The organism is Pseudoalteromonas sp. BDTF-M6 (assembly GCF_018334135.1).
In the GTDB taxonomy this organism is placed as follows: Bacteria; Pseudomonadota; Gammaproteobacteria; order Enterobacterales; family Alteromonadaceae; genus Pseudoalteromonas.
On record NZ_JAGXTQ010000003.1, the window covers coordinates 236,863 to 261,829 of the forward strand.

Genomic DNA, 24,967 nt, shown 5'->3' on the forward strand with positions numbered 1-24,967 from the left:
TAGCTAAAACATTGGCCCTGCTTATTGAGACGCTCTTGAGCGCCTATCTACTAACTATTCAGCCTTTAAATTAAAAGGATTGTCCCCGTTTATGCCAAGGACCCCCTCACTTAAAGTGATTAAAATTCACACACATTCAGTTGCTTAGTAATGAAGTTGTAGGTCTAAAGAGCGCCGAATGATTTACGCACTATACTGATCTCTCTAACAGGTTTGGTTTCAAAGTGTCGGTACCACTAGAAACATTGCAGCGTTTAGTAGCGTGATACGCCAGAGCAGAGGGAAACGCGGCGATTAGGGAAATTTGCGACCAAGCAAACGCTCACAAGGGTGTGCAAACTGATGCATACCAGGTTGAACAGAGGAAACTATGAAAGTGCCTCTTTGTTTGGGATTATTTTTAACTTACCTCGTTTACCAAGCAGGGCAAACGCCCTTTTATGTGGGTGCGTGGCAGTTCGATGAGGCCAAAACACTGGCCAGCCTGCTCTCGCAACAAGAGATCCCAGCTCAGGAAAGACTTATGCTGAAGGACAATATCAAGCCCGGTATTGTTCATGTCCTACGCCAGGACGCTTTTACCACCTATCCTGCGGATCGCATGCCGGAGCAACTTACATTTAAGCCCTATAAGTTGGAAGTTCTTGGCGAAACGACCATTAGAACCACCTATTTCAATCGCGCCCAAAGAGCGGATATCATCCAGATCCTCACCTTTGAGGACAACTGCTACTATGTGCGTGCAAGTAAATGGCAATTTAAGAAGTATTTTTGCCGAGTAGAATAAGGGTAGAAAAACTACACACAAGCTAGGTTTGGCGCGACAGGCACTCCCTTTTGGTATGCAAACCATGGCTTGGTAAGGCTTATATAACGCTTATCGCTTAACTATAACGACGCCGTCTAAAAACTCAGATTAAAACCTTTAGCGTGAGCTTGTTGCACCCTAGGTATGCTGCTAACTTATTGCTGTAATAGAAAAAAGCAATCCCTATCAGGTCAACAAGTCGAGCAGGTTTGAATTTGAATAACGAGCAACGTAACAAAATAATAAGCACAAGCTGGGAGCTACATAGCCTTGTAGAAAGTGGTTATTTATCCCATACCGCGGCACAAGGGGATCCCCTGTGGCTTGAAAAACAACGTATATTGCTCGCTGACATGGCAATTCACCTGCTGCAAACGTCACTCCAGCCCGGCGACCTCGAATTAGAAAAATTAAAAAATAACCTGCATGCAATTTTAACCATCTCGGATCAATTTTTACCTCAGAGCGGGCTCAAAAAGGTCACTAAAGATATCTATAAATAACCCCCTCTACGTGACGCAAACTTCGGGGCTAATCAACCGGTAGTCAGCTAGCTCCTTTCGCCTCTCTTCACACCGAGCACCTAAACTGACGCAGATATGCCCGGGTAGGCTCATCGTTTTTACACTAGAGTTAAAGTATCGGACTTTAGTGAGCGGAGGCGAGTATGCTTTTAAAAAGACTCAGGGTGTTCACTCTGGTTTTGGTCTGCCTGCTGCTGACCTGGTTTGTGCAGGCCGAGTACAGTTACTGGCAGCAACAGCGCCAGTGTGTGCTGCGCTGCGAACAATTAACACAGGTGAAAACAGCCATCGATGATATCCGTTACAGCGACAGCGCCGAACTATGCCGCTGTAATATTGAGGAGGGGCAAGCCATTTTGCTAAATTGAGCCGGTGTCAGCAGGCATAAAAAAAGCGCCTTAAGGCGCTTTTTCACTATTTTCTGCTTATACCAAATCTGTTAAGTATGTGAACAGATATAGCGCTGGATAAATGATGTGATCACAAGGCGGAATTTTTCTTATGTAGTTATTCTACATAGAAAAATCCCAACACAGTGAGCACGATATTTAGCCCGCTAGAATGATTAGCTATTTAAGTGATTTGGTATTACTTAGTCAGGTCATCAAAGAACTTTTTAACGCCATCGAAGAAACCCTTCTCCTTAGGACGATACTTTGAGCTGTCTTTGCCCATGCTCTTTTCCAACTGCTCCAGCAGCTCGCGTTGTTCGCTGTTCAAGTTAACCGGGGTTTCAATCACCACTTTACAGATCAGATCACCCACTGAGCCCGAACGCACCGATTTCACACCCTTACCGCGCATACGGAACATTTTGCCCGTTTGCGACTCGGCCGGTACTTTTAGTTTGGCACGGCCATCCAAGGTCGGTACCTCAATCTCGCCGCCAAGGGCTGCGGTGGTGAAGCCAATTGGCACTTCGCAATACAGGTTATTGCCATCGCGCACAAAAATCGGGTGTTCACGCACACTCACTTGCACATAAAGATCACCCGCTGGTGCGCCATGGGCACCCGCTTCGCCTTCGCCCGCCAGGCGAATACGGTCACCGGTATCAACACCCGCCGGAATTTTCACCGATAGGGTCTTGGTTTTCTCTACGCGACCTTGGCCATGACAGCTGTTACAAGGGTCGGAGATAACCTGACCTGTGCCCTGACAGGTTGGACAGGTTTGTTGTACCGCAAAGAAGCCCTGACGCATTTGCACCTGACCAGCACCATGACAGGTGTGACAGGTTTTCGGCGTTGAGCCGGCTTTTGCACCGGAACCATCACATGGCTCACAGCTCACCCAGGTCGGTACTTTAATTTCGACTTCTTTACCACGCACCGCCTCTTCCAGGCTTAGGTCCATGTTGTAACGTAAATCAGCACCGCGTTGCTGACGAGACTGACGACGGCCACCGCCGAAGATGTCGCCGAATACGTCGCCAAAAATATCACCGAAGTCACCGCCACCACCAAAGCCGCCGTGACCACCGCCACCGCCTTGTTCAAATGCAGCATGACCAAACTGATCATAGGTTTGTCGTTTCTGCGCATCGCCAAGAATTTCGTAGGCTTCTTTCACCTCTTTGAACTTGCTTTCAAGTTCCTTGTCGCCGGCAGTACGATCCGGGTGATATTTCATCGCCAGGCGCTTATAAGCCTTTTTAATGTCGCGGTCACTGGCGTCTTTGGCTACACCCAGTACCTCGTAATAATCGCGTTTTGACATATCTACCACTATTTTTAAAATTCTACATACACTAAGGGCGCGTCAAGCGAATTCCGCCAGCGCGCCCCGTGTGCAACAAGTGAATTACTTGTCGTCTTTCACTTCTTCAAACTCAGCATCAACAACGTCGTCGTCTTGCTTAGCTTGTTGCTGGCTGCCTGCATCGGCGCCGCCTTGCTGCTGGGCTTTCGCTTGCGCGATTTCCATTAGCTTTTGTGACTTTTCAATCAGGGCTTGAGTTTTCGCATCGATTTCCTCTTTGCTTTCACCCTTAATTGCTGTTTCTAGCTCAGCAACGGCCGCTTCGATTGCTTCTTTATCTTCTGCAGGTAATGCGTCACCGGCTTCTTCGATTTGCTTACGTGTACCGTGAACCATGGCATCGGCCTGGTTACGAGCAGTTACAAGCTCTTCGAACTTTTTATCCGCTTCGGCATTCGCTTCGGCGTCACGTACCATTTTTTCTACTTCTTCGTCGCTTAGACCTGAAGAAGCCTGGATAGTGATCTTCTGCTCTTTACCTGTGTCCTTGTCTTTTGCAGATACGTGTAGGATACCATCGGCGTCAACATCGAATGTAACTTCGATTTGTGGTTCACCACGGCGCGCCGCACGAATACCTTCAAGGTTGAACTGACCCAGCGACTTGTTGTCGGCTGAACGCTTACGCTCACCCTGTAACACGTGGATAGTTACTGCATTTTGGTTATCTTCAGCAGTCGAGAATGTTTGCGACTTCTTCGTTGGAATAGTCGTGTTTTTCTCGATTAGCGTGGTCATAACCTGACCCATGGTCTCGATACCTAGAGACAGTGGGATAACGTCCAGTAGTAGTACGTCTTTAACGTCACCGGCTAGTACGCCACCTTGTACCGCAGCACCTACAGCAACAGCTTCGTCAGGGTTCACGTCTTTACGTGGCTCTTTACCGAAGAACTCGGCAACCGTCTTCTGTACCAGTGGCATACGTGTTTGACCACCCACTAGGATGATGTCGTTTACGTCGCCTACAGATAGGTCGGCATCGGCCAATGCTTTCTTAAGTGGCTCGATAGACTTAGTAACTAGGTCTTCTACCAGTGACTCAAGTTTCGCACGAGTCAGTTTCACGTTCATGTGCTTAGGACCTGATGCGTCTGCTGTAACGTATGGCAGGTTCACTTCAGTTTGCTGTGCACTTGAAAGCTCAATTTTTGCTTTTTCGGCTGCTTCTTTAACACGCTGCATGGCTAGCGGGTCGGTACGCAGGTCGATACCTTGCTCTTTTTTGAACTCGTCAACTAGGTAGTTAATAACACGGTTATCGAAGTCTTCACCACCTAGGTGTGTATCACCATTGGTCGCTAGTACTTCAAAGGTGTGCTCGCCTTCAACTTCGTCAATCTCGATGATTGAGATATCGAAGGTACCACCACCTAGGTCATATACTGCAACTACGTTGTCGCCTTGTTTACGGTCCATACCGTAAGCAAGTGCCGCAGCCGTTGGTTCGTTGATGATACGCTTAACATCAAGACCAGCAATACGACCGGCGTCTTTAGTCGCTTGACGCTGTGAGTCGTTGAAGTAGGCAGGAACCGTGATTACCGCACCCGTTACTTCTTCACCAAGGTAATCCTCGGCGGTCTTTTTCATCTTTTTCAGTACTTCGGCTGAAATCTGAGGTGCAGCGCGTTTTTCACCTTTCACTTCTACCCATGCGTCGCCATTGTCTGCTTTAACAATTTTGAACGGCATGATGCCGATATCGCGTTGTACTTCTTCGTCTTCAAAGCGACGACCGATAAGACGTTTGATCGCAAATACTGTATTTGTAGGGTTTGTTACCGCCTGACGTTTCGCCGGCTGACCTACTAGCGTTTCACCGTCTTCGGTAAACGCAATGATTGAAGGGGTAGTGCGATCGCCCTCGGCGTTTTCAATTACGCGTGGCTTGTCGCCATCTAGTACTGCCACACAAGAGTTAGTAGTACCTAAGTCGATTCCAATAATTTTACCCATGAATCTTCTCCAACTTCAAAAATCTGTTTAACTGTTTGATGCTTACTAAATAGGGGTCAGTTTTGCTAATTCAAGCGTGAACCATAAAAAAAATTCGTTTTTTTGAAATTTTTTTCACTTTGGCCACTCTACAAACAAGGTTTAGGCGTTAAACTGGTCGGACAAGAACGAAAAGGAATCACATTATGACTTTTGATCAGCTTATGGCCTTGGTCGGTGAAAAAGACACACAAACCCTGCAATTCCCTGAGTCATGGACGCAAGGTCGCACCGCCTTTGGCGGGCTCTCCTGTGCCTTTGCTTTGCAATCCATGTTGCTGCATTGCCATGACGAGCGCACCCTACGCTCCTTTAGCGCCCAATTTGTCGGCCCCATCGCCCCAGATGAGCGCTTTACCTTGTCTTTTAACTTGCTGCGAGAAGGTAAAAATTCAAGCCAATATGCGGCCACCATTACACAACATAACCAGGTCTGTTTAACTGTGCAGGGCTTGTTTGCTAAAGACCGAGCGTCCATCGTTGAAGTACCCTACGCCCAATTGCAGGGGAAACAGGCACCTAACGCCGATCAATGCTTACCCTTTGTGCAGGGGGTGATGCCCAATTTCTTCCAGTATGTGGATTTAAATTTAGTTGCAGGTGGCATGCCCTACAGCTCCAGCCAAGCCACTGACTTAAGTGGCTGGATGCGCTTTAAAGAACAAACGCACAATTATGACTGGACTCATCTTATCGCCCTAATAGACAGCTGGCCGCCGTCGCAGCTTCAGGTTTTCCCAAGCCCGGCACCGGCCAGCAGCATGAGCTGGCATGTGGAATGCCTGCATCTGCCCAGGCTTAGCGCCGGCCAGTGGGTGGGCGTGGATATCACCACCACGGCTGCCCACAACGGCTACGCCTATGAAGACGCCACCTTATACACAGAGAGCGGCGATGTGATAGCCCAGAGTAAGCAAACCGTCGCCTTGTTTGCGTAGCGCAAAACCCATCATTATCCCGTCGGTGCCCTGGGCACCGACCGTCCATTCGAATCATCGCTAACTAGGCACCACCTCTCGCCTCGGTCTTTACTGCCTTTCAGGGGATCCCGAAAAAAGCATTTTTATCATTGCCAGTCACCACTTAGCTGCATTTGTGTAACAATAAGTTACTAGGATTAAGCGGCTAAAACGGCTATTCTTAACGGATACGTGGTAATTTATCATTTTCGGGAAATCATGCGTCTAGCCTGCTCACATTGTGATTTCATTGTTGAAGTTCCTGACTTAGCAGCAGGGCAAGTCGCAAAGTGCCCCCATTGCCGCAGCCAGATTAATCTGCGCACCGAAAATAACGACTCTCAGGTTGTCGCCCTCAGCCTAAGCGCCATCTTGCTGTTACTCAGCTCAGTGTTTTATCCCTTTATTTCTTTTTCCAGCAATGGCCTGACGCAAACCATCACCCTGCCCGATGCCGGGCGTATGCTGTTTAACTACGACAGTACCCTGCTTGGAGTGTTTATCGACTTCAGCATTATTATCCTGCCATTGATGATGTTGCTGTTATTGGTACCCCTGCATATGGGCTTGCTGCGCAGCCTGCCCAAACAGTGGGGACGGCGATTACTGAAATTCACCCTGGCGCTGGAATTATGGGTGATGTCCGAGATTTTCCTGGTGGGCGTGTTGATCAGCATGGTGAAAATCATGAGCATGGCGGATGTCTCCTTCGGGCAAAGCTTTTGGGCGTATGTGGGTTTTGTTATCTGTTATATCGCTACCTTGAGCCGGGTTAACAACGAACGCCTGTGGCAACAAATCAGTCCCTATCAGGAAATCCCGGTAAACAGTGGCATTCGCGCCATCGATGCGCAATTAAGGGCCTGTCATGTGTGTCACCAGTTGACCACCGAAAAACAGTGTCCCCGTTGTCACAGCGCCACCCACTTTCGCAATATGAAAGGGCTGCAACAAGCCGCGGCCTGGTTGCTAACCTCGGTATTACTCTATATTCCAGCCAATGCCTTGCCCATTATGTACACCACCAGTTTAGGTGCTAAGGAGCCGTCCACCCTGATCGGCGGCGTCATTTTGCTGTGGGAAATGGGTTCCTACCCGATAGCCGCCATTATCTTTTTAGCCAGTGTTGTGGTGCCCTTGGCCAAGGCCTTGGTGTTGGCCACCTTGTGCGTGCTGGTGTATCGCCATGTTGGCAGCCGCTCGAGCACCTATACTCGTTTGTACCAGGTCACCGAGTTTATTGGTAAATGGTCGATGATCGATGTCTTTGTGGTCGCCCTCTTGGTGGCCTTAGTACAACTGGGAAATTTAATGTCTGTGGAGCCGGGGTTCGGCGCCATGTGTTTTGGAGCTATGGTGATCTGTCAAATGCTCGCCGCTCATTCATTCGACCCAAGACTAATTTGGGATCCCCCTGAACAGGTAAAGGGAGTGGTAAATGACTAAACCTGCATTCATACAAGCCGCGGCGAGAATTTCACCGATTTGGTTGATCCCCTTGCTGGCGCTGTTTGTCGGTGCATGGATGTTGCTTGAGTATCAATTGGATAAAGGGCAAACCATCTATATTAAAATGGCCCATGCCGAAGGCATTGTCGCCGGTAAAACGGAGATCAAGGTACGTAGCGTAAAAATAGGCACGATCGATGCTATTCGTCTCGCACAGAGTCAAGACCACGTGATCGTACGTGCCCAAATCGATAAACATTACGACTCCTTACTGAGCGAAGATGCCAAAATGTGGGTGGTTAAACCCCGTATCGATGAAACCGGCGTCACCGGGTTTAGCACCCTGCTCTCGGGTGTGTACATAGAATTTGCCCCTGGTGAAAGCGACAAGCTGGTTAACCGTTTTGAACTGTTAGAAGAACCGGCCCTTATCGGTAATGATGTGCAAGGAGCCCGCTATAAACTTTCCAGCCGCAACGCCGAGGTGCTTGATGTCGGCACCGGCGTCTACTTTAAAGGTTATCGTATCGGCCAAATCGAAACCGCCCACTTTGACTGGGACCAACAGGTAATGCGCTACGGCCTGTTTATTAACGCACCTTATGAAAACCTGGTCACCTTGAATACGATCTTTTGGGTGCAGGCCGGTCTGGAAGTAAACCTAGACGTCGATGGGATCAGTGTTAAAACGGGCTCTCTATCCAAGCTGTTAAAAGGCGGCATTTCGTTAGGCATCCCAGAGGATAACTCTCCTGGACCGGTAGTAAAAGAAGGTCATAGTTTTAGCCTTAGTGAAAGTTATAGCGCCGCACTCGAGCAACGCTTTTACGATTTTGACCACTACCTGATCCAATTTGAACAGTCGATCCGCGGTCTGCGCGAGGGTGCGCCGGTGGAATACCGCGGTATGCGCATCGGCACAGTGGAACAGGTGCCCGCCGAAGTGCTCATCGACGGCGCGCCTGCCCACTTCGGTGACACCACTAACGCCGTACCCGTGCTAGTGCGCATCGAGTATGGCCGTCTTTATCGTGACACTCAACAAGCAAGAGAATATTGGCAATCCCGGGTCGAGGGTTGGCTGGCCGAGGGCTTAAGAGCCTCGCTAAAACCCGGCAACCTGCTCACCGGTGCCGTTTATGTCGATTTGGATATGTACCCGGACGCTGAGCCGGCGGTGCTCACCAAACGCGGTGAATACACGGTTTTCCCAAGCACCTCCAGCGGCATCTCGGCCTTAGCGAACCAGCTAAACGACGTGCTTAACAAGGTGAAAAACCTCAAGGTCGAGCAAAGCCTGTCTCAATTTGAACAAACCATGGCGAATTATGAGGCTTTGGCCGCGGATATGCGTACCTTTATTAATGAACCAGCGACCCGCGCCCTACCCGGCGATATCAGCAAGGACATGGCCGACATCAGCCAAAGCATGCGCCAGTTCGAGCAAAGCATGGAGCAATTCGAGATCACCATGGCCAGCTTCCAAAATGGTTCTGGTATGTACCAAGAGTTGCAAAGCACATTACAGCAGGTACAGCGTCTGATGGACGAGCTGCAACCCCTGTCACGAGGCCTAAACGAACAGCCGAATATGCTGATTTTCGATAAGGAGCTGCCCGTAGACCCCACCCCAAGGAGTAAAGATTAATGTCGCGATTACTTTCATTATTGGCTGCTTGCGCCTTGCTAGGTGCCTGCTCAAGTAGCAGTACCAGTTTGCATCACTATCAGTTGCAGGGCTCCGAGCAAAATACGGACTCGAGCGGGCCCACGTTATTTAGCCGCGATCACCTGCAAAGTGAGCACTTGTTGCGCCTGAGCCCTATTGCCGTGCGCGGCACCTTGAATAATCGCGCCATGGTAATTAAACGCTCCGCGCATCAGGTATACAGTGCCAACTATCACTTTTGGGCCGACGCGCCAGCGCAATTGCTGGCAACCATGGCTCAATCACAGCTGATGCAAGAGCTGGATAAGGTCATGGTGGTCAAGGGAGCGGAAGTATACGCCGAGCAATTGCAGGCCTCATTTTTCCAGCTCGATGTCAGCATAGAGCAATTTAATGGTGGCTTGGATAACAATGCGGAAATAGCAGGCACCTGGCGACTGTCTAAGGTTGATGCCAAGGGCAAGCTGCATGTTTTGAAAATTTCGCGCTTTTATCACAGCCAAGCCCTGGCCGAAGATGGCTACGAGGCCTTAGCTAAGGCCTTAAGCCAAGCCTGGCAACAAGCCTTGAGCGAGATGAGCGCCGATATCAATACCCTGATAGCAAGTGCCTAAGCGCGGTCTGTTAATTGACGCCACGCCGTTAATTGCGTTCCCTAGTTGGCATTAACGAGTGGTAAAATCAGGAAAAGAAAAAGGCTCCCTTGGGAGCCTTTTTTAACTGCTTATTGCCAGCTGACGGTGCGGTGGAAGTCGGCAACCGACTCTACCTTGGTTTGCTTGGGCAAATCGGCGAACGGCTTGTCGGCAAACTTGGTCCCACGCAACTGCACGTTTAAGCGCGCCGCGTCTGGGTTCATCATGGTTTGCTGATAGAAGTCCTGCATATCTTTAAGCGTCAGTGCCTCAACGGCGGCCAACAACTTGGCGCGACTGTCGAAATCAAAACGCTCACGATACCAATCCGGCATCAAACGGCCTAGCTCGTCGGTCAGGTTCTTCGGCTTCTCTTTGAGCGACACCAAGGCGGCATTCTTTAACTGGGCAAAGGTGGCTTCGTCCAGCTCGGCTAGCACCTTAGCGTACTGCGCCTTAAACTCATCAAAGCGCGCCTGCATGGCCTTGGCATCCTTCACCGGCGTTTGGATATACAAACCGATACCGGCATAGTCTTCCAATGGACGAGCGGTGGCGCCAACGGCATAGGCGAGCTGCTCTTCGGTACGCAGCTTATCAAACGCCACGGTACGGAAATGACCCTGCAACACGGCGGCGGCAGCTTTTTGCGCGTAGCCCGGCTGCGGGTGATACGCCATATCGATAATGGCCACATCGGCAACCTCTATGTCTTTTTGCACTACATAGGTCTCACCAGCTTTCGGCTGCCAAGTTTTCGAACGCGTGTAGACGCTGTCTTTTTGCTGCTCAGGCAAGGCCTTAGCAATGCTTTGAGCAATAGCGGCGACACTCTTATCGTCATAGTTACCAAAGGCAAATACGCGAACATTGTTACGGCTTAATACCTCGTCCATCAGGGCATTAAGATCCGCAACGCTGAGGCTATTTGCGGTCGCAATCAGCTGCTCGGTGTCATGACTACCAGAGCGCACCAAGTCCGAGTACAAACCGAAGGCTTGGTAGAAGGGGAATTGCTTCTTAGCATTTTGCAGACTGCGGGTATAACGGTCCACCGCCTGGGCAAAGGCTTGCGGCTCAACGTCTAGCTTCAGGTTACCCAAGGCTTCGCTCAGTAGTACCGGCTGCTTGTCGGTAAAACCGCCGACACTCAAGCTAAAGCCATTGCCCGGGTCCATATTGACCGCCATCCCGGCGATCGCCGCCTCGGTTGACAAGGCCGCTTGCGATAGGCTGTATAGATCGGCCCATAGGCTGAGTAAGACCCCGGCCTTGATATCCTGTTGGGCTTGCGGGCTATTCACATACACCTCAACCACGCCCTTGGGCTGCTCGGCAAAGTACTGGCTCGGCTGTAACCACACCTTGATGCCATTTTTATCATAGCTAACCGTGGGTTTTTGCTGGCTCTTATCCGCGGCGGTTTTGATGTCGAAGTTTTCCGGTAGTAAGCGGTTTACGCTAGGCAGAGCCAGCGCAAACTGACTTGGCTGCTGCCAACTCGCCTGCTCTTCGGCACTGATGTCCTCAATGCGGTATTCGCCATCATAGAAGTGCAACTTGCTGTCGGTTTGCTCTTCCTTAGACACATACCACACGCGCAGCGTGTCGGCATTTAGCTGACCTAGTACGTCATTGATGGCACGCTCGTTAAATTCGGCGTAATAGTAAGGTGCATTAATGGCATTGTTAAGCGGGTAATCCTGCATGCTTTGAGTCAGTGCCGACACATAGCTAAATTCGTCGCTCTTTTCCAAGAACTGGAACTGGTTATTAAGTGAGGTGCGGATTTCACTAAAGTACTTGGCATCCACACCATTGGCCTTGATCAGCTCAATATAACGCATAATGGTGGCGAGAATTTCTTCGCGGTTTTGCATGCCCGCATCGGTTAATTCAACGCTAATACTCAACTCACCGTAGTTGCCGTATTTATTATAAGCATCGGAGGCACTCAATTGTGACACCCACCCCTTGTCGCGCAAGATTTGCGCCGGGCTGCCCGGCATTTCATTGCTTAGCAGGTATGACACGAAGCGGTTAGGCTTGTAGGCAAAATCGTCACGGTTATTGTCAATAATGAATTCGAGTCTAAGCTGTTTGACGTCTTCGTTTGGCTTGTAATGAACGCGCTTGCCACCTACGTTATCGTAGTTAAGTTCATGGGTTACGCTTGGCTTTTCGATGCCCTTATTTTTAATGTCGGCGAAATACTGCTTGGCCAATTGGCGCATTTCACTCAGGGGACGGTTCGAGATCATCGCCACCTTCATAATATTCGACGAATAGTAGGTGTTATAGAAGTCTACGGTTTCCTGATGCAGCGAGCTGCCTTCTTTATCGCCCAGGGTTTCCAGGTTACCGATAAGGAAACGGTTGGCCGGGTGCTCACCCATCATTTGGCGGGCAAGCTTAAACTGACCAAAGAAGTCCATTTCGCGGCGCATTGACCACTCGGCATTAACCGCATTTTTCTCTTTATCGGTATATTGCGGGTACAGCTTAGGTGATTTAAAGAAATCGCTAAAGCGGTCCAGAGCTTCGCCGTAGGCGTCATTATTGACCTTGAACATATAGTTGGTGATGTCCAACCAGGTATAGGCATTATGAGCACCGCCGTTTTTGGTCATAAAGTCACTGTAGCCCTGGGTGTCAGGATAACGTTCGGTGCCAAGAAACAGCATATGCTCTAAATAGTGCGCCATGCCTTGCTGCTCCATAGGATCGTGCAACAGGCCCACACCAACGCTTAACGCCGCCGCCGATTTTTCGGCGCTTGGGTCGGACACCAGGATCACCTCGATTTCGTTATCGAGTTTGAGGGTCTCATACATGCGCTTATCGTTTGGACTAACAACCAGGGTTTCTGGAACTACTTGTTGGGCACCGGTATTAGGCGTCGAAGTGGCACTGCAACCAGCCAATACGGCTAGCGCCAAGGCACTAAGGACAATTGTTTTCTTCATTACGCTGAATCTTATTAGTGAAAATTACCGCTCATGATCAAAAATCAAGGTGAAAAATGCAATAAAAAAACACCTAAGTTTGTAACAGATTATGAAAAGGTTGTTTGCTTCTTGGCCATGAAATTGTAATAACTATGCTACACCACATGGTGTGTTTGCTTATTTCAGACTAAAAGGAGTGTTTTTTTGACCAGCCAGCTTATTTTTGCCCTGTTTGCCCAGGTGCTACTAACTCTGATTGTTATGGTGATCATGGGACGCCGCCGCTTTGCCGCAGCACGCAAAAAACAGATACAAATGCGCCAGTTTGCCACCATGGATCTCGGCAACGCCCCCGAGCAGGTGCAAGTCGCCGGGCGTAACTTTATTAATCAATTTGAAATACCGGTGTTGTTTTATGTTGCCGTGCTCTGTGCCCTTGCCACCAACCTGTCGGGCTACACGTTTGTCGCTTTGGCCTGGTTGTTTGTGGTCACGCGAGTGCTCCATAGCGTCATCCACCTGGGCACAAACCACCTGCGCAGCCGCTATTTTACGTTTCTAGCAGGCTGCCTGGTGGTCTTGGCCATGTGGCTGACGCTTGTTTGGCAACTTATTTAGTGGTTTCTAGCGCTTAGTGCGGCGACGTAGCGCCACCAACAAGGCCAGTGGCGCAAACCACCAAGCCGCGCCCGAGTCGGAGTCAGAGTCCGGCTCGACCTCATCGATCAAGGTATTTTCAACCGGGGTTAGATCGATAGCCGAGTTTGGATCATTATCGATAACAATAATGTCGTTGATCATCACTAAGTTGGCACGCACCGCATCGTCGCCCTGGCTACATTGTTCGGTACTGTAATCCACCATGGGGATCTCGCCACAGGTTTGCAGCGCATTGATGGCCTTGACCACTGTCATGCCCTCACCTATGACCTGACCAAACACGGTGAAACCGCCGTTTTGCAGGTCCAGATTGGCGCTGTTGTCGCTTATATTGAAAAACCACTGGCTGGTCGCGCTATTTACATAACCGCCACGCTTCGCCATGGCGATGGTGCCGGCGACATTGGAATACACCGGTTCATTGATGATGGGAGCTTGGGTTTCAATGACCTCGGCTTGCTCGTCAAAGGTGTAGGCGCCACCTTGAATAATAAAGTCTTCGACCGAGCGATGAATATAGCTCGACTGATAGTCGCCGCGCTCTACATAGCCAAGAAAGTTTGCGACCGTCGTCGGCGTCTGTTGGTCAAAAAGGTTTACCTGGAAACTGCCTTGTGAGGTTTGAAACTCAACAATGGTGGCATGGGCCTGTGTTGCCAAAGTAGCGGCGGCGAGCGCTATGCCGCTTGCCAAGCTGCCTGCAGTGATGAAAGATTTCATAAAAGTACCTTGTTTATATTTTTTGCCTACCTTAACGTCCTAGCCCTCCTTTCTCCACGACTAACTGAGTACAACAACAAATTGATACCCAAATGTAAACGCGGGTTACATTTGTCTCGATTACTTATAACAAAAGGTTATAAAATTTAAAGTCATAAAACAAATTGAACTTATCAAACCCGCTGCAATTGCCTAATATGGTGCGCACGATTTCAGCAACTTGTAGGGCCGTGACCATGAACAACAATAATAATGTCATTTGCGACTTTGGTGTGCTTAAAGGCGAATCTTATAAACAGGTGCCCGCTTGTTTCCTTAATTGGATGATAGGCGTAAATCACCAACGGGCCGACATCGCCAGGGCCGAACTAGCGCGCCGTGAGCAGGCGGTCCAAAAAAGCGGAAATGCCGTAAATCACTAACCAAAAACGGTAGTCGTACACCATCGGGGTAAAAAGCTAGAGTAAATATCCTAATTAGCCATTTGTGCTAATGAAATCTTCATAAAACTGCATTAAGATCGGCGCACAATTTCGTTCAAGGAGAGCGTATCGTGCGCCTTTTGTTTTTATTTTCCGCCTTTTTGCTTGGCGCTTGCACACAATCAGGCAACATGGATGCCGCGCCAAAAGCGCCTACCAACACCCAATACCTCACCGTATTGCATACCAATGACCATCATGGCCGCTTTTGGCCTAATGCCCAAGGCGAATACGGCATGGCCGCCCGTGCCACGCTGTTAACTGAGTTACGCACCAAAGCAAACGCACGTAATGATGCGGTGATCCTGCTCTCCGGCGGCGATATCAATACCGGCATACCCGAGTCCGATCTGCAACAGGCAGAGCCGGACTTTAAGGCCATGAGCATGTTGGGCTATGATGCTATGGCCATAGGTAACCATGAGTTCGATAACCCCCTCTCGGCTTTAGAGAAACAACAAAAATGGGCTGATTTTCCGCTATTAAGTGCCAACATATTAAACAAAGCCGATGGCGATCATGCCTATCAGCCCTATGTAGTGCTGAATAAGCAGGGGCTCAAGATTGCGGTCTTAGGTCTCACCACCACCGACACGGCGAAAATCGCCAACCCGGATTTTATCGGTGCATTCGACTTTATCGACCCTGCCGCGGCGACCAAGGCCATTTTGACCGATATGCAGCGTCAGCACGCGGATGTGATTATTGCCGTTACCCATATGGGTCATTACACCAATGCCGAGCATGGCATTAATGCTCCTGGCGATGTCACCTTGGCCCGACAACTGGCCCCCGGCGCCATAGACATGATCATTGGCGGCCACTCACAAGAGCCTGTGTGTATGCAAGAGTCCAATGTTGCCGTAGCAGATTATCGCCCAGGCATGCCTTGTCGACCGGATCAGCAAAATGGCATCTGGATTATGCAAGCCCACGAGTGGGGTAAGTATGTGGGGGAGGCTCGTTTTGCCATCGACGGTGAGCAAGTCACGTTGCTTAGCTACCAGCTTCATCCGGTAAACCTAAAAGATGAGCAAGACCAGTGGGTTGGGAGCTATATTGAGCCCGATAAAAACATGGTTAACTTCCTTACTCCCTATCAGGCCAAAGGCCAGAAAAAACTCAGTGTAACCCTGGGGCACTCAGACGTACGCCTTGAAGGCGATCGCAACAAGGTGCGCTTTATGCCCACTAACCTAGCACAATTAATCACCGAGGCACAAAAACGGCACGTAAACGCCGACTTTGCGGTGATCAGTGGCGGCGGTATTCGTGATTCCATTGCCGCAGGGGAGATTAATTACAAGGACATTCTGCGAGTTCACCCATTTAAGAATCGCATCGGTTATATCGACTTTAACGGCCAAGAAGCATTAGCCTACATTAGTAAGGTAGCTGCCTACCCTGCTGACTCGGGTGCCTATGCCCACTTCAACAATGTTTCGGCTGTTTGTGAGCAGGGAAAGCTAACCTCGGTCCGCATTAATGGCCAGGCGATTGAGGCAGACAAAACCTACCGCATGAGCATTAACAGTTACAATGCCGCCGGTGGCGATGGCTATCCAAGGCTCAATAATGATCCTCGCTTTGTCGATAGCGGCGATGCCGATGCCAGTATTCTAAGCGCCTATGTGCAACAGCACAGCCCGCTTGATGCCATTAAGGTACCCGCAGCCCTTACCTGCCGATAACGTCAAAAGCCGAAGCATCATCAATACTAAGCCCATAGTGATGAACGCGTGAGCGCGAACCTTCACCGTGGGCTTTGGGCGGGAAGTAAGGCTCTTTTTGCTCCGCGTCCTCGGCGAATACCTCATCTAACGCAGCGCGGATTTCGCTTAAGGTTTTTTCCAGGCTATTGCTGAAGTTTGGCCGCTTACGGATGGTGTGGCCTAACTCAATTAGACGTGAGAAGTACTTGTGGGCCAAGTCCAATAGCTCAGCCGGCACGTCTTTATTTTGATTCAGGGTCACCGTCGGGTGCTCAATGGCAAATTCCAGCAGCGCCAGATAAAAACACAGGGGCTTATTTGCCAGCGTCACACGGTCGCCATGCTCACCATAACGAATGCTTTTGTCGGACAGGTCTAACAGCAGACTCTTTTTCTCAACCAGGGGCTCGGGCGCTTCCGCCAAAATCTGCAACTTTTCTTCCATTGCCTTAAACCAAGGCCAAATGAACAGGGCTGCAAAGATGCTAAGCAGCAGTGGTAAGGCACTCACACCACCATGCAGTGGCATGGGCGTCAATGAATAGCCAATGGTCAATTCGCCGGCACCGGGACGCTGCAACAACAGGCGCTGCTGCGCCACCTTATTCGTTATAGTGGTCGTGCCAATTTGTTGCAACTGCAAGGGATAACCCTGAGCAGTCAAATGAGTGTTGAGTTCCTCGATATAGGCCTTAGTTCGTTCAATATCGGCAGGTACCTCCAATAAAGGGTAGGCCAGGCCAATATGCGTACTATCTAAGGCGATACGCGTTTTCAACTGAGCTAACGCTTGTGCCTGACTTTGCTGCCAACTGCCAAGCGCACCTAAATAATAGGCAAGCATGCTGATAATTAAGGTGCCGAGGGCGAACAAGGTGATCGCCTTTTGCGCATTAAAGCTACGATTAGCAAAGCGCCTGCGCAAAAGCGACACCACTAAGCGTCGAGTACTCATTGCCCTACTCCTATATATTGACCACCGCCTTGTTGGCATTGCCAATAGGGTTTAGCACCGTTGAAGTAGCTGGAGGTGCGTGCTTGTGCCAGGGTCATCAGTGTGGTTTGAATAGCACAAGCCAGATCCGGGTTATCCGCAGCTCGTTTAAGATACCAATGGCTACCGCTGATATTACTGCCAATGGCAGTGATGTAGTTCTCGGAAAAACGCTGATGATCCGATTGCTGCCAGTAAGAAGCAATAATATCCAACTCGCCCTGAGCGAGCTTATCACGTAGTGCACTGTGGGAATTAACAAAGGTAATATCCAGGCTATCGAGATTTAGGTCCAGATCCTTAAACATCTGTTTAGGAATAATGTGTCCCGAACGACTGGTGGGATAGTCGATAAGGCCGATACGCTTATCGAGAAAATACGCCTTTTCTAGCCTCGGCTTTTCATGACTGGCAATAAAATAAGCGGTGTAACTGGGGTAACCGATCAGCGGCGTATATCCATAGGTGTTACGAGCATCGAAGGCATGGATCATATTATCCTTGGCCAGAATCAGGTGCGCTAACCCCTTGCCAAGAAAATTAACCTCATATTGAGACGAACCGCTCCAGTAGGCAAAAACCTCACCGTATTGTTTTGATACCACCTCATTGGCACATAATTGCTGTGCCAGTTCGCTAGCCAACGCTTGACTGGGCGCAAACAGAGTTAATGTGGTTTTATTACCCGCGCTCAGGGTGTTACAGCTAAAAGAGGTAGTGAGCACAGATTCAAGCTGAGGCAAACGCCCGGCCAATCGATACTGACCGACAAGATAACTAACTAAGCCAACTATGGTAATAGTTGTTAATATCAGCGCGCTGTCACGCCAACGTTTTATCGATTGCAACGGACTTTGTAGCTTATTGAAATTGCGTTGCCAACATTTCACCAGTTATTATTACTTATTGCAATAGGTAAATTTATTAGTAGCTCATAACTCATTGTTTTATAATATTTATTAACAAGTAATTATGAATCCCGTTAAGTCCTTTTTTTTCACTCTAAAAACTCGGAAAATTTAACTCACAGGGCAACTATGCAACTTGATAACAACAATGGATTTACAGCTGATTCGTAGCTCATTTAAAGCCGCTGTCATGGCGATGCTAATGCTGGGCACAACCTTTGGGATTACCTATGGCAACCAAGCATGGGCCTGGGGTGCAAATGGTCATCGTATTATTGGTGCCATCGCCGAACAACACTTAACCCCTGAGGCCAAAGCTCAGGTGATGGCTATTTTACAAGGACAAAGTCTGGCAAGGGCCAGTACCTGGGCCGACGAAATGCGCTCCGCCCCCGGCCCGTTTTGGCAACGTCAATCATCCCGTTGGCACTATATCAATATCGACTCACAGCACGAATTTTTAAACACCGAGCATCGCGCCCACATCGATAAAACAGATATTAAAGATGCCTATAGCGCCATTCTGTCGGCCATGTCAGCACTTAGCAAGGCAGATACCAGCGCCACCGATAAGCAATTTTATTTGCGTTTTCTGATTCATCTTATTGGCGACATTCATCAGCCCCTGCATGTGGGCCGCAGCGCCGACCGTGGCGGCAATCGAATCAATGTCGAATTTTTCTCGCAAGTGACCAACCTACACCGCCTTTGGGATACACAATTGATCGCGCACCAGCAACTGTCATATTCCGAATACAAAGATTTTATATGCTGTACCCAGACTCAAGTCGCTCAAAATCAAACGGTTGACGTTAAGGGCTGGCTACTGGAGTCGCATCATTTGGCAAATAAAATCTATAGCCATAGCGATGAGCGTTTGGGCTACGAATATGTCTACCAATACCAAACAATGATGGAACAACAACTGCGTCGCGGCGGCTTACGCCTCGCGGCGTTGTTAAACCACTTATACCAAGGAACCGCGGCCTAGCCGCACAAAAATAAGTATCGGCTAGTGCTTTGAGGCCGATGATAATGAAATGTTTAACTAGATAAACTAAACACGGGAAACAACAACATGAAAATGCAACTTAGGAAAACGGCCATTTCTGCTGCGATAGCGGCAACCATGGGTGTATCCACTGGTGCTTTTGCGAACGAGACGTCATCATCAATTAAAGGCCAGATCACTGGCCCTGCCGGTAACCCTGCTGCCGGTACCGTGGTGACCATCATCCACCTACCAACCGGTTCATCAAAAACCGCTGTTGTGAACGACGCCGGCTACTTCAGTGCCAAGGGTCTGCGCGTAGGTGGTCCTTACAATGTCATTATTGACTCTGATAAGTTTGAAGATCAGTTGATCGAAAACGTGCAGCTGTCGCTGGGTAAAGAATACCCGGTAACCGTGCAGCTACAAGCAAAAACCGATATGGAGCAGATCGTAGTAACCGGTCGTCCTATTAGTTCATTTTCTGGCGGTACAGGCCCTGCAGCCACCTTCACTCAGGAAGACCTAGAAACGGCACCGGCCATCAACCGTGACCTGACTGACATTGTTCGCGCCGATCCGCGTATCTATGTAGATGACAGCCGTGACGCCATCCACTGTGGTGGTGCCAACCCGCGCTTCAACAGCTTGACGCTTGACGGCGTGCGCATGAATGACAACTTCGGTCTTAACTCGAATGGCTACCCTACTGTTCGTCAACCGTTCTCATTCGACGCTATCGAGCAGGTTGCCGTAGAGATGGCCCCTTTCGATGTCCAGTATGGCGGTTTTACTGCGTGTAATATCAACGCCGTATCTAAGTCTGGTAGCAACGAAATTCACGGCGGCGTATTCTTTGACTACACCAACGATTCCATGAAGGGCGACAGCATCGATGAGATCGATGGCAAAATCGATAACGGTGACTACAACGAAAAGCGCTACGGCTTTAATGTTGGCTTCCCGCTGATCAAAGACAGCCTGTTCCTTTTCACTTCTTACGAGAAGCTAGAGGGTGTGCAGCAGTTTAGCTACGGCCCTGTTGATAACGGCTCTATCTCGCAAGCAGATATAGACCGTATTCACGAGATCACAAAGAATGTATACAACTATGACCTAGGCGGCATGCCGGGCAGTATGCCGGTAGACGATGAAAAGCTGCTAGTTAAGCTAGACTGGAACATCAATGACGATCACCGCGCCAACCTTGTGTACAACTACAACGACGGTTTTGCGCTTTCACAGTCTGACGCCGACAATGACGAGCTAGCCTTCTCTAGCCACTTCTACGAGCGCGGTGCAGAGTTCTACTCTATCGTGGGTTCACTCTACTCCGACTGGAACGACAGCTTCTCAACTGAGATTCGCATCGGTAAATCAGACCTGGATGCGCGTCAAGAAGCATTAGATAGCGCCAGCAGTTTTGGTGAATTCCAAATCAACGTAGGTGGTAACACGGTTTACATCGGCCCGGATGATTCACGTCATTCAAACGACCTGGACTGGGATAACTTCACGGTTAAACTAGCCGGTACCTACTACCTAGATCAACACACCATCAGCGCCGGCTACGAGTATGAAGACCTAAACGTATTCAACCTATTCGTACAGCACACCGACGGTGAATTCCGCTTTGACTCAATCGATGACTTCGAGCAGGGCCTAGCATCGCGCGTTTATTACAACAATGCCGCGGGCACCAATAATGCAAATGACCTGGCAGCGGACTTCTCTTATCAGCTACATACCTTCTATATCCAAGACGAGTATGCCTTCTCTGATATCGACGCCACCCTATTGTTTGGTCTTCGTTATGACCGCTACACCAGCGATGACTACCCGAACTACAACGCTCAGTTCGAAGAGCGTTATGGATTCTCAAACCGTCAAAACCTAGACGGTGTTGACCTGCTCCAACCACGTGTTGGCTTCAACTGGTTTGTTGACGAGGCACTTGAAGTGCGCGCCGGCTTCGGCCTTTACTCGGGCGGTAACCCGAACGTATGGGTATCGAATGCCTACCAAAACGACGGTGTAACTCAGATTGGTTTGACCGAATACGGCGTAAACCTATTTGATATCGCTTACACCAACGGCGGCACACCGGGTTATGAAGTTCCTCAGAGTATGTACGACGAGATCCAAAACACCCCTGCCGGTGAAGGTGATGCATCGGTTAACGTGATCGATCCTAACTTTGATATCCCATCGGAGTGGAAGTACTCGGTAGGTGCGACTTACACATTCGAAAACGAATATGTATTAAACCTAGATGTACTACACACACAGAAGAACGACTCGGCAATTATTCGTGACATCGCGCTACGCGACAGTGGTGAGGTTGCATTTGATGGTCGTCCTATTTACGAGAGCATCGAAGGCCGTAACAGCGAATACATGCTGACCAATGTTGAGGGCAGCGACGGTGTGTCTACCGTCTTGTCGGCGGCGCTAAGCAAGCGTTATGACAACGGCATCGATTTCACTGTGGCTTACTCGTACACAGACTCTGAAGACGTAAACCCAATGACCAGCTCGGTAGCCGGTTCTAACTACGGTAACCTGGCCACTATTAATCCAGGCAATCCTGGTAAAGGCACCTCGGACTACGAAGTACAGCACCGCTTTACCTTTAAGCTGGGCTATACCCATGACTTCTTCGATGGTTACTCAACGCGCTTTAACCTGCTTGGTCAAGCGAGCGAAGGCCTGCCTTACAGCTACACCTTCAACCGTGCCGACGGCCAGTTTGGCGATGCCAACTGGAACGGCAGCCGTCAGCTAATGTATGTGCCACTAGAGAACGATCCTAACGTTGTTTATGGCGAAGACTTTGACCTGGCTGCATTCAACGCATTCGTTGAAGAAGAGAACCTGAAGCGTGGCTCAATCACTAGCCGTAATTCTGAGCATGCCGAATGGTATGTGAAGCTTGACCTTAAGGTATCGCAGGAAGTGCCTGGATTTATGGAAGGTCATAAGGGCGAAGCCTTCTTCGTTATCGATAACCTGACCAACCTGCTTAACGACGACTGGGGTACCTATAAGAAGGGTTCATTCGTTGGTAACCGCATGGTTGATATGGAAATCGACGAAAACGGCCGCTATGTTTACAAGGGTTTCAACGACGGCAACCAAGATACGTCAGTACAACGTGATGCGTCACTTTGGGAAATGCGTATCGGTGTTCGTTACACCTTCTAATAGCCTTTAACGTGAATTTGCGCCTGGCGCAAAGTTAAGCCAAGGCCCATCCCTACTGATGGGCCTTTTTTATATCTGCAGCACGCAGCTCCAAGCGACGCAATAAATCCACCAACAGTGCCTTCTCTTGCTCTGTAAATCCCGCCAGCAGTTCCTGCTGCCAGCCCAAAGCTTTTGGGATCAGGGCATCAAATTGCAACCTGCCCTGCTCGCTCAAACGCACCTGTTTAGCGCGTTTATCCTTGTCACACGCACTGACCGAGAGCCAATCCAGCTGTTCTAATTCATTGATAGCCCGCGAGGCCGTCGATTTATCCAACATGGCCTTAACGCACAACTGCTTCGATGTCAGCCCATCCTCCACCTGAGCCAAGTGGCAAACAATACGCCATTGCGGGTTGGTCAATTGCCCCCCATAGACCTGGGCAAAGGCCTCGCTCACCTTGGCGCCACTTAAAGTCATCAAATAAGGAATAAAGGTTTCCAGCTTAAAAGCCATAGTCTAGTTACCATTGGTTAGCGTAAATAATTTCTTACACCCGAATTGGAGATCGGATTTGAAATTAGTCTCACATGAGAGTATCTTCAAACACAATACAACAGGAGTGACACCATGACAAATAACAGCCTTGAATATATGACAGGTTTTGGTAACGAATTTGAAACCGAAGCCCTTGAGAATGCCCTGCCTATCGGCCAGTTCAGCCCACAAAAAGTAAACTATGGTCTGTACGCGGAGCAATTTTCCAGCACCGCCTTCACCGCGCCTCGCGGCGAGAACCGCCGTACCTGGCTATACCGCATTCGCCCTTCAGTAATTCAAGGCGATTACGAGCTAATGGACAATGGCCTGCTACGCTCAGCCCCTATTACCGAAGTGCCTACGCCACCAACCATGTTGCGTTGGAACCCGGTTGCTATCCCAGAGCAAGCGACCGATTTTATCGATGGTCTAGTAACCATGGCCGCCAACGGCAGTGTAAATGGCCAAGCCGGTATCGGTATTCATATTTATGTGGCCAACCAGTCAATGGACGGTCGTTATTTCTACAATGCCGACGGTGAAATGCTGTTTGTGCCTCAACAAGGGCGTCTACGCCTAAAAACCGAATGCGGTATTTTAGAGATTGGCGCCGGTGAAATTGCGGTGATCCCGCGCGGCATGAAGTTCTCGGTAGAATTACCGGATGGCCCGGTACGTGGTTATATCTGTGAAAACTATGGCAATCCGTATATTTTGCCAGAACGCGGCCCGGTTGGCGCCAATGGTTACGCCAACGACCGTGACTTCCAATACCCAGTGGCGGCATTTGAAGACATCGAAGGCGACTTCGAGATCGTGGCTAAATTCAGCGGTCAGCTGTATCGCGCCGATATCAAGCACTCACCTCTAGACGTTGTCGCCTGGACGGGTAACAGTGCCCCGTACAAGTATGACCTGGCACGATTCAATGTCATGAATACTGTAAGCTATGATCACCCGGATCCGTCTATTTTCACCGTTTTGACTTCACCTTCGGGCACCCCGGGCGTGGCCAACGTTGATTTTGTGATCTTCCCTGAGCGTTGGATGGTTGCCGAGCACACCTTCCGCCCACCTTATTATCATCGCAACATCATGAGCGAGTTCATGGGTCTGATAAAGGGTGTGTACGACGCCAAAGAAGCGGGCTTTGTGCCGGGCGGTTCAAGCCTGCACAACTGCATGTCACCTCATGGCCCAGAAGCAGAAGTATTTGAAAAGGCTAGCAATGCTGAGCTTGAGCCGGTACGCTACGAAGACACACTTGCCTTTATGTTTGAGTCGCGTTACATCATAGCGCCGACCAAGTACGCACTCGAGGGTCAGGAGCGTCAAAGCGATTACCTAGATTGCTGGAAAGGCATTAAAAAGCACTTCAACGGAGCTAAGTAATGAAATTATATAGCTATTTTCGCTCTTCGGCGGCTTATCGGGTGCGTATCGCCCTAAACCTTAAAAACGTCGATCACGAATTAGTACCGGTTAACCTGCTCAAGTCGGAACAACAAGGCGAAGACTATTTGGGTAAAAACCCCCAGGGCCTATTGCCGGCGGTAGAGACGGAGCAAGGGGTGCTGGCGCAATCACTGGCCATTCTTGAGTGGCTTGATGAAACCACGGAGCAGGCGCCATTGCTCAGTGGCGATGCCTGGCAGCGCGCACAAATTCGCAACCTGGCCTATGCCATTGCCGTGGATATTCACCCGCTTAACAACCTGCGCGTATTGAAATACCTGAGCAATGAGCTGGGTGTGAGCGACGAGCAAAAAACCAAGTGGTACCAAGACTGGATCATCACCGGCTTCGACAAGGTCGAACAGCTGCTTGGCGACACACAGTTTTGTTGTGGCGACCAGCCAAGCCTGGCCGACGTGTGCCTAGTCCCGCAGGTATTTAACGCCCTGCGCTTTAAGGTACCCATGGATAAGTATCCGAAGATCATGGCAATTTACCAGCATTGTAATACCCTTAAAGCATTCGCAGACGCCGCTCCAGAGCAGCAAATCGACGCACAATAAGGGC

21 protein-coding genes are annotated in these 24,967 nt (G+C 49.6%); 14 read left to right on the plus strand and 7 right to left on the minus strand.

What is annotated here, in order from left to right:
* Nucleotides 1-370 precede the first annotated feature (370 nt).
* From KD147_RS08270 to KD147_RS08280, 3 genes are all read left to right on the plus strand, one after another.
* A complete protein-coding gene (locus tag KD147_RS08270) occupies nt 371-787 on the plus strand; it encodes a hypothetical protein (RefSeq protein ID WP_212547493.1) in 417 nt (138 codons plus the stop codon).
* 236 nt (nt 788-1,023) lie between these two features.
* Nucleotides 1,024-1,311 carry a hypothetical protein gene (locus KD147_RS08275; RefSeq protein ID WP_212547494.1) on the plus strand — a complete coding sequence of 96 codons (288 nt, stop codon included), beginning with the start codon at nt 1,024-1,026 and terminating at the stop codon, nt 1,309-1,311.
* A 164-nt stretch (nt 1,312-1,475) separates the two neighbouring features.
* Nucleotides 1,476-1,700, plus strand: a complete 225-nt coding sequence (locus KD147_RS08280; protein ID WP_158678900.1) for a hypothetical protein — start codon at nt 1,476-1,478, stop codon at nt 1,698-1,700.
* A gap of 220 nt (nt 1,701-1,920) precedes the next feature.
* Here KD147_RS08280 and dnaJ read toward each other — a convergent pair whose 3' ends face one another.
* Nucleotides 1,921-3,051 carry a molecular chaperone DnaJ gene (dnaJ, locus tag KD147_RS08285; RefSeq protein ID WP_105254580.1) on the minus strand — a complete coding sequence of 377 codons (1,131 nt, stop codon included), beginning with the start codon at nt 3,049-3,051 and terminating at the stop codon, nt 1,921-1,923.
* Between the two features lie 84 nt (nt 3,052-3,135).
* Complete coding sequence (dnaK, locus tag KD147_RS08290; protein WP_105189067.1) at nt 3,136-5,052, minus strand: molecular chaperone DnaK; 1,917 nt, start codon at nt 5,050-5,052, stop codon at nt 3,136-3,138.
* 185 nt (nt 5,053-5,237) lie between these two features.
* Between dnaK and KD147_RS08295 the strand changes: the two genes are divergently transcribed.
* The 4 genes from KD147_RS08295 (at nt 5,238) to KD147_RS08310 (ending at nt 9,782) form a co-directional block, all read left to right on the plus strand.
* A complete protein-coding gene (locus KD147_RS08295) occupies nt 5,238-6,029 on the plus strand; it encodes an acyl-CoA thioesterase (protein WP_212547495.1) in 792 nt (263 codons plus the stop codon).
* 240 nt (nt 6,030-6,269) lie between these two features.
* Complete coding sequence (locus tag KD147_RS08300) at nt 6,270-7,496, plus strand: paraquat-inducible protein A (RefSeq protein WP_212547496.1); 1,227 nt, start codon at nt 6,270-6,272, stop codon at nt 7,494-7,496.
* A complete protein-coding gene (gene pqiB, locus KD147_RS08305; protein WP_212547497.1) occupies nt 7,489-9,147 on the plus strand; it encodes an intermembrane transport protein PqiB in 1,659 nt (552 codons plus the stop codon). The genes KD147_RS08300 and pqiB overlap by 8 nt, the downstream gene beginning before the upstream one ends.
* The gene (locus KD147_RS08310) at nt 9,147-9,782 is read left to right on the plus strand and encodes a PqiC family protein (RefSeq protein ID WP_212547498.1); all 636 of its coding nucleotides are present in this window, start codon (nt 9,147-9,149) and stop codon (nt 9,780-9,782) included. Before pqiB ends, KD147_RS08310 begins: the two co-directional genes overlap by 1 nt.
* Nucleotides 9,783-9,892: 110 nt before the next feature.
* Here KD147_RS08310 and KD147_RS08315 read toward each other — a convergent pair whose 3' ends face one another.
* Nucleotides 9,893-12,769 carry an insulinase family protein gene (locus KD147_RS08315; RefSeq protein ID WP_212547499.1) on the minus strand — a complete coding sequence of 959 codons (2,877 nt, stop codon included), beginning with the start codon at nt 12,767-12,769 and terminating at the stop codon, nt 9,893-9,895.
* 186 nt (nt 12,770-12,955) lie between these two features.
* On the opposite strand from KD147_RS08315, the gene KD147_RS08320 reads away from it, so the two are divergent.
* Complete coding sequence (locus KD147_RS08320; protein ID WP_212547500.1) at nt 12,956-13,369, plus strand: MAPEG family protein; 414 nt, start codon at nt 12,956-12,958, stop codon at nt 13,367-13,369.
* A 6-nt stretch (nt 13,370-13,375) separates the two neighbouring features.
* Here KD147_RS08320 and KD147_RS08325 read toward each other — a convergent pair whose 3' ends face one another.
* The gene (locus KD147_RS08325) at nt 13,376-14,131 is read right to left on the minus strand and encodes a peptidylprolyl isomerase (RefSeq protein WP_212547501.1); all 756 of its coding nucleotides are present in this window, start codon (nt 14,129-14,131) and stop codon (nt 13,376-13,378) included.
* 236 nt (nt 14,132-14,367) lie between these two features.
* Between KD147_RS08325 and KD147_RS08330 the strand changes: the two genes are divergently transcribed.
* Both KD147_RS08330 and ushA read left to right on the plus strand, forming a co-directional pair.
* Complete coding sequence (locus KD147_RS08330) at nt 14,368-14,553, plus strand: hypothetical protein (RefSeq protein ID WP_212547502.1); 186 nt, start codon at nt 14,368-14,370, stop codon at nt 14,551-14,553.
* A gap of 131 nt (nt 14,554-14,684) precedes the next feature.
* Nucleotides 14,685-16,304: a bifunctional UDP-sugar hydrolase/5'-nucleotidase UshA gene (gene ushA, locus KD147_RS08335; protein WP_212547503.1), complete on the plus strand. Its 1,620-nt coding sequence runs from the start codon at nt 14,685-14,687 to the stop codon at nt 16,302-16,304.
* On the opposite strand, the gene KD147_RS08340 is transcribed toward ushA, so the two are convergent.
* Together KD147_RS08340 and KD147_RS08345 are read right to left on the minus strand one after the other, a co-directional pair.
* Nucleotides 16,291-17,280 (minus strand): hypothetical protein, encoded by a 990-nt coding sequence (locus tag KD147_RS08340; protein ID WP_212547504.1) that lies wholly within the window; start codon nt 17,278-17,280, stop codon nt 16,291-16,293. The two genes, ushA and KD147_RS08340, sit on opposite strands and share 14 nt — an antisense overlap.
* Nucleotides 17,277-18,209: a PhnD/SsuA/transferrin family substrate-binding protein gene (locus KD147_RS08345; RefSeq protein ID WP_249319085.1), complete on the minus strand. Its 933-nt coding sequence runs from the start codon at nt 18,207-18,209 to the stop codon at nt 17,277-17,279. Before KD147_RS08345 ends, KD147_RS08340 begins: the two co-directional genes overlap by 4 nt.
* A 166-nt stretch (nt 18,210-18,375) precedes the next feature.
* On the opposite strand from KD147_RS08345, the gene KD147_RS08350 reads away from it, so the two are divergent.
* Both KD147_RS08350 and KD147_RS08355 read left to right on the plus strand, forming a co-directional pair.
* On the plus strand, nt 18,376-19,218 hold the full coding sequence (locus KD147_RS08350; RefSeq protein ID WP_249319086.1) for a S1/P1 nuclease: 843 nt from the start codon (nt 18,376-18,378) through the stop codon (nt 19,216-19,218).
* 87 nt (nt 19,219-19,305) lie between these two features.
* Nucleotides 19,306-22,422, plus strand: a complete 3,117-nt coding sequence (locus KD147_RS08355; protein ID WP_212547505.1) for a TonB-dependent receptor — start codon at nt 19,306-19,308, stop codon at nt 22,420-22,422.
* 52 nt (nt 22,423-22,474) lie between these two features.
* On the opposite strand, the gene KD147_RS08360 is transcribed toward KD147_RS08355, so the two are convergent.
* Nucleotides 22,475-22,921 (minus strand): MarR family winged helix-turn-helix transcriptional regulator, encoded by a 447-nt coding sequence (locus KD147_RS08360; RefSeq protein WP_212547506.1) that lies wholly within the window; start codon nt 22,919-22,921, stop codon nt 22,475-22,477.
* 114 nt (nt 22,922-23,035) lie between these two features.
* Here KD147_RS08360 and hmgA point away from each other — a divergent pair, with 114 nt between their 5' ends.
* Both hmgA and maiA read left to right on the plus strand, forming a co-directional pair.
* Nucleotides 23,036-24,337 (plus strand): homogentisate 1,2-dioxygenase, encoded by a 1,302-nt coding sequence (gene hmgA, locus KD147_RS08365; protein WP_212547507.1) that lies wholly within the window; start codon nt 23,036-23,038, stop codon nt 24,335-24,337.
* Entirely contained in the window at nt 24,337-24,963 is a 627-nt protein-coding gene (gene maiA / locus KD147_RS08370; protein ID WP_212547508.1) for a maleylacetoacetate isomerase, read from the plus strand. Before hmgA ends, maiA begins: the two co-directional genes overlap by 1 nt.
* The last annotated feature ends 4 nt before the right edge of the window (nt 24,964-24,967 follow it).